Origin of the sequence: Clostridium sp. RTP31139st1_H3_RTP31139_211217 (assembly GCF_040227035.1) — a bacterium.
In the GTDB taxonomy this organism is placed as follows: Bacteria; Bacillota; Clostridia; order Clostridiales; family Clostridiaceae; genus Clostridium; species Clostridium saudiense.
This window is the reverse complement of sequence record NZ_JBCOAB010000028.1, coordinates 44384-50535: the sequence shown is the minus strand read 5'-3', so window position 1 is coordinate 50535 and position 6152 is coordinate 44384. Positions and strand designations below refer to the sequence as shown.

At 27.3% G+C, this 6152-nt stretch carries 4 protein-coding genes; all 4 read left to right on the top strand.

Annotation, left to right across the window (positions count from 1 at the left end):
* The first annotated feature begins 195 nt into the window (after positions 1-195).
* The 4 genes from nhaA (at position 196) to ABUA17_RS12185 (ending at position 6146) form a co-directional block, all read left to right on the top strand.
* On the top strand, positions 196-1362 hold the full coding sequence (nhaA, locus tag ABUA17_RS12200) for a Na+/H+ antiporter NhaA (RefSeq protein ID WP_042397827.1): 1167 nt from the start codon (positions 196-198) through the stop codon (positions 1360-1362).
* A gap of 101 nt (positions 1363-1463) precedes the next feature.
* On the top strand, positions 1464-3140 hold the full coding sequence (locus ABUA17_RS12195; RefSeq protein WP_154820644.1) for a GH3 auxin-responsive promoter family protein: 1677 nt from the start codon (positions 1464-1466) through the stop codon (positions 3138-3140).
* Positions 3141-3255: 115 nt separating this feature from the next.
* Positions 3256-4122, top strand: a complete 867-nt coding sequence (locus tag ABUA17_RS12190; protein WP_195951075.1) for an EamA family transporter — start codon at positions 3256-3258, stop codon at positions 4120-4122.
* 395 nt (positions 4123-4517) lie between these two features.
* Complete coding sequence (locus ABUA17_RS12185; RefSeq protein ID WP_042397822.1) at positions 4518-6146, top strand: glycoside hydrolase family 13 protein; 1629 nt, start codon at positions 4518-4520, stop codon at positions 6144-6146.
* Positions 6147-6152: the final 6 nt, after the last annotated feature.

Genomic DNA, 6152 nt, shown 5'->3' with positions numbered 1-6152 from the left:
TGTACAATTATTTTTTTGAAAATATAGAAAAAGAGCTATCGCTAGCGGATTTTTTTACCCGCTATTGCGACAGCTTCTTTTTTTATTTAATCATATCCAATATCACAATCACAAGTGTTACGCAAAGGATAAAAAGAAAAGAACTGTGCAAAATATAACAGTAAGGAAAAATAAGAATGTATTAGGAGCACAGTTATGGAAGATAGTAAAAAAGATTATAAAAGTATAGTAAGTTCAGAAGCATTTCCAGGAATATTGCTATTAGGAGCTACAATATTAGCATTAATATTAGCAAATACTGAATTAGATAGATATTATAATTATATTTTATATGATTTGAAAATTGGAGAAGAATTTAATTTACATGTTTTCATAAATGATTTTTTAATGGCTATATTTTTCTTAGTTGTAGGATGTGAAATTAAAAGAGAGATTGTATATGGAAAACTTTCAAATATAAAAGAAGCATCATTTCCAGTGTTAGCTGCTATAGGGGGGATGCTCGTACCTGCATTAATATTTACTTTATTTAATTTTAAAAGTGGATTTGAAATTGGGGCAGGGATACCACTATCAACAGATATAGCATTTGCAATAGGTATTTTTTCAATTCTTGAAAGTAAGCTGAAGTTTTCACTAAAATTATTTTTGCTTACCTTAGCTGTAGTAGATGATTTGCTATCAATAGTTATAATAGGTGTTTTTTATTCTTCTCATATAAGAATTTCTGGAATAATTATTTCATTGATTTTAATAGCAGCTTTATTTTGTGTTAGATTTTTTAATAAAAGAAATAGATTATATCCATATTTAATATTAGGATTAGCATTATGGATAGCTATATTTTATAGTGGAATTCATTCTACTTTAAGCGGAGTAATATTAGCATTTAGTATACCTGTTTTACATGAAAAGGATAGGGATAAGGATTTAAGTTATAAGATTGAGCATAAGTTTGAGCCGTTTTCAAATTTTGTAATACTTCCTTTATTTGCTTTTGCTAATACAGGGATAACTCTAGGAGGAAGTTTGAATTTAGCAAAGGATTACCCTTTAATGATTGGAATAATATTAGGATTGGTTATTGGAAAACCATTAGGAATTATGATTTTTGGATATTTAGGAAGCTTAATAGGCATAACTAAAAAGCCTACAGATGCATCTTGGTATGATGTATTGGAGGTTTCAATACTTGCAGGAATAGGATTTACAATGTCCTTATTTGTATCAGAGATAGCATTTAAAGGAAGAGAAATTGAGCTAAGTGTATCAAAGATTTCAGTTTTAATTGCTGCTGTTGTTTCAATAATATTAGCAAGTATTTTAACATTTGTTGGAGATAGAGTTAAGCATAAAAAGTAGTTTAAATTATATAATAATAAAATGAGTTTGAAATATATAAGCAATTTATAAAGCACTTTCATATATTATTTATGACAAAAATATATAGGAAGTGCTTTATTATGAGCATAATAAGTAAAGTGTTATATCGTACTATGATTTCAGCAGGAGGAATTCTAGAAAAAAAGTTTAATAAATATACATTAAACTCAAAAAGTGTAAATGAAGAAGTATTATTTAAAATAATAAATAAAAATAAGAAGTGTAAATATGGAGAAAAATATAATTTTAGTTCAATAAAATCTATAAATGAATATAAAGAAAAAGTGCCAATTACAGATTACTCAGCTTATGAGCAATATATAAATGAAATGTTAAAGGGAGAAAAAAATATATTGATTAGTGATGAGGTTGAATATTTTGGACATACATCAGGAACAACAGGTAAACAAAAATTAATACCTGTCACTAAAAAATCAAGAGAAGTTGGAAGTAAGTATATGGCTCTTTTAATAGAAAGGTTTGCCTATAATAATTTAAAAAAACAATGGAATTATGGACGAGGGTTGATGTTAGCAGATACTGTTATGACTACTTACTCTGATGGAGGGGTACCTATATGTTCTGCAACGTCAGGTGGGATGGAATCAATAAAAAATATACTGCCTAAGATATATACTTCTCCATATGAAGTAATGAAAATAAAAGATAAAAATGCAGCATTATATTTACATCTATTATTTGCTCTTGAAGATAGAAATTTAACTTATATAAGTGGTGTATTTATTTCAAATGTTTTAGATGCATTAAGGATTCTAGAAGATAAAAATGAGTTATTGGTAAAAGATATTAGAAGGGGAAGCATTAATAGGAATTTAAATATTGATGATGAAACAAGAAAAAATTTAAATAGTTATTTAAAAGCAAATGCAGGAAGAGCTGATGAAATAGAAAAAGAATTTTCAAAGGGGTTTAGAGGGATATGTAGGAGGCTTTGGCCAAAGATAACTTATATCGCAGCTGTAACAGGTGCTAATTTTTCAATATATGATGATATGGTAGATTATTATACTGAATCATTACCAATTTATTCTCCAGCATATGCAGCTACTGAAGCTATGATAGGAGTTAATCCTTATATATCTAAAATAAGATATGTAGTAATACCAGATACAGTATTTTATGAATTTATGCCAATAGGAGAAGGTAATAAAGACAATCCTAAAACTTATTGTATAGATGAATTAAAGGTAGATGAAATGTATGAGGTTATAGTAACTAACTATGCTGGACTTTATAGATATAGATTAGGTGATGTAATAAAGGTAGTTGATTATTATAATAATTCACCAGAAATTGAATTTTTATATAGAAAAAATCAAGTTATTAATATGGTTTCTGAAAAAACAACAGAAGAACATTTAAGATCTTCAATAGATAAAACTATGAAAGAACTTAAGTTATCATTAATTGATTATACAACATTAGCAGATAATACAATAACACCTGGGAGATATGTTTTTTATTTTGAATTAAATAAAGAAATATCTAAAGATAAGATAAAAGAGATTGAAAGGGTTTTAGATTTAGAACTTCAAAAAGCTAATTTAGCTTATGGAAGATTTAGAAAGAATAATAAATTATCATGTATAAGCATTAATATTGTTAGAAAGAATACATTTGATAATATAAAGAAATTTTTAATCTCAAAAGGAGTTTCAAAAAGTCAAATTAAAATTCCAAGGGTGGCAACTAATAAGAAAGATATTTTAAGAATTTTAAATGATAATAGAATATAAATGAAGCAAAGAAGTGGTATAGTTAAATTTTCATATCACTTCTTTTAATTTTAGTTAAGAATAAGATTAATGTAATGTTATAATAAGAATTATGCAAAGAAAGGAAATAAAAAATATGTGGATATTATATGCATTTGGATCTGCATTTTTTGCTGGTGCAACATCAATTTTAGCTAAGATAGGGGTTAAGGATATTGATTCTCATGTTGCTACTGCAATAAGAACTATAGTAGTATTGATTTTTTCATGGATTATGGTATTTATAGTAGGATCACAAGGAACTATAGGAAATATAAGTGGAAAAACATTGACATTCTTAATATTATCGGGATTTGCAACAGGAGCATCATGGTTATGTTATTTTAAAGCATTGCAATTGGGTGATGTAAATAAGGTAGTACCTATTGATAAAAGTAGTATAATCTTAACAATGGTATTAGCCTTTATTTTTCTAGGGGAAAATATAACTATAAACATGGTAGTTGGGATGATTGGTATAGGTATTGGTACTTATTTGATGATTCAAAAAAAAGAAAGCATAGAAAAAGTAGTTAAAGGAAAAGCTTGGTTAGTATATGCATTATTATCGGCTATATTTGCTTCATTAACTTCTATATTAGGTAAAGTTGGGATAGAAAATGTAGAGTCAAATTTAGGAACGGCAATTAGGACAATAGTCGTACTTATAATGGCATGGATTATTGTTTTTGTTACTAAAAAACAAAGTGATGTAAAAAAGATAGATAAGAAAAGTTTGTTATTTTTAATATTGTCAGGAATAGCAACAGGAGCATCATGGTTATGTTATTATAAGGCATTACAAGATGGACTAGCTTCTATAGTTGTTCCAATAGATAAGCTTAGTATTTTAGTAACTATATTATTTGCTTATGTGTTTTTAAAAGAAAAATTATCAAAAAAATCAATAGTTGGGTTAGTATTAATTGTAGTTGGAACATTGATATTATTAATAAAGATTTAGTAAATAACCTTTTTAGATAAACTTATTTTAGTGAGGTAATTAACAAATGAAAAAATTTAATTTAATAACAAAGAAGATACAAAAAAGAAAAGATTAGAGAAAGTTATAGAAATGTTGGAAAAGAAAGAGAAGATGAAGTAAATAGCATTATTGTGTTAAAAAAAGCCTATATTTTGCAAGAAAAATAGTAATATTATTATGTATAATCACATTATAAACTGAATTCTTAGCTTAATATTGATGTTATTTACACATTAAGTTAGAATTTGGTATCTAAAGGCTTGCAAGTTGTTATCTTTTAATTAAATGAGGTGGGAATATTACAATGGCTAGCTATTAGATAAATTAATATGTAAGAAAAAGAATTGAGTTTTTATAATGTGGAGGTAACAAATATGGAAAGACAATGGTGGCATAGCTCAGTAGTGTATCAAATATATCCAAGAAGCTTTAACGATAGTAACGGTGATGGAATAGGTGATATCAATGGGATTAGAGAAAAATTAGATTATCTAAAGGAACTTGGTATAGATGTTATTTGGCTTAGTCCAGTTTATAAATCTCCAAATGATGATAATGGGTATGATATAAGTGATTATTGTGATATCATGGATGAATTTGGAACAATGGAAGATATGGACAACCTTTTAAAAGAAGCTAATGAAAAAGGAATAAAGATTCTTATGGATTTAGTTGTTAACCATACTTCTGATGAGCACAAATGGTTTATTGAAGCAAAAAAATCTAAAGATAATGAATATAGAGATTATTATATATGGAGAGATCCAGTAGAAGGACATGAGCCAAATGAATTAGGATCTTGTTTTAGTGGAAGTGCATGGCAATATGATGAAACAACAGGTCAATACTATTTACATTTATTCAGTAAGAAGCAACCTGATTTAAATTGGGAAAATGAAAAAGTAAGAAATGAAGTTTATAAAATGATGAATTTCTGGGTTGATAAAGGAATTGGTGGATTTAGAATGGATGTTATAGATCTTATAGGTAAAGTTCCAGATAAGATGATAACAGGAAATGGACCAAAACTTCATGATTATCTACAAGAAATGAATAAAGCAGCTTTAGAAGGTAATGATTTGTTAACTGTAGGGGAAACATGGGGAGCTACTCCAGAAGTTGCAAAGCTGTACTCAAATCCAGAGAGACATGAATTAAGTATGGTATTCCAATTTGAACATATAGGATTAGATCAAATTGAAGGAAAAGAAAAGTGGGATCTTAAACCATTAGAATTACTTGAATTAAAGAAAGTTTTATCTAAGTGGCAAACAGAACTTGAAGGACAAGGTTGGAACAGTCTTTTCTGGAATAATCATGACCTTCCTAGAATAGTTTCAAGGTGGGGAAATGATAAGGAATATAGAGTTCTAAGTGCTAAAATGCTTGCTACACTTCTTCATGGAATGAAAGGAACTCCTTATATATATCAAGGTGAAGAACTAGGAATGACTAATGTAAGATTTGAAGATATTAATGAGTATAATGACATTGAATCTTTAAATATGTATAAAGATAGAATTTCAAAGGGATATACTCATGAAGAAATAATGGAGTCTATTTATGCTAAGGGAAGAGATAATGCAAGAACTCCAATGCAGTGGGATAATTCAGAAAATGCTGGATTTACAACAGGAAAGCCTTGGCTTTCTATAAATGAAAATTATGAAGTTATAAATGCAAAACAATGCCTAGAAGATGAAAATTCAATTTTCCATCATTATAGAAAGCTTATAAATATAAGAAAGCATAATGATACTATAATCTACGGAGATTACACTTTATTATGTGAGGATGATAATAATATATTTGCATATGTTAGAGAATTAAATGGTGATAAAATATTAGTTGTTTGCAATTTCTATGATAAAGAAGTTGATTTTAATTTTGAGGGAGATTTCAATCATTCTGAAATCTTATTAAGCAATTACAAGGATTCAAGTACTTTATTAGAAAATTTAACTTTGAGACCATATGAAGCTATAATGTATAGAATTAAGTAATATAAG

Bases quoted from the DNA above. Each gene is read 5' to 3' on its own strand.
- ABUA17_RS12190 (WP_195951075.1), top strand. From the start codon at position 3,256: ATGTGGATATTATATGCATTTGGATCTGCATTTTTTGCTGGTGCAACA.
- ABUA17_RS12185 (WP_042397822.1), top strand. From the start codon at position 4,518: ATGGAAAGACAATGGTGGCATAGCTCAGTAGTGTATCAAATATATCCA.
- ABUA17_RS12195 (WP_154820644.1), top strand. From the start codon at position 1,464: ATGAGCATAATAAGTAAAGTGTTATATCGTACTATGATTTCAGCAGGA.
- nhaA (WP_042397827.1), top strand. From the start codon at position 196: ATGGAAGATAGTAAAAAAGATTATAAAAGTATAGTAAGTTCAGAAGCA.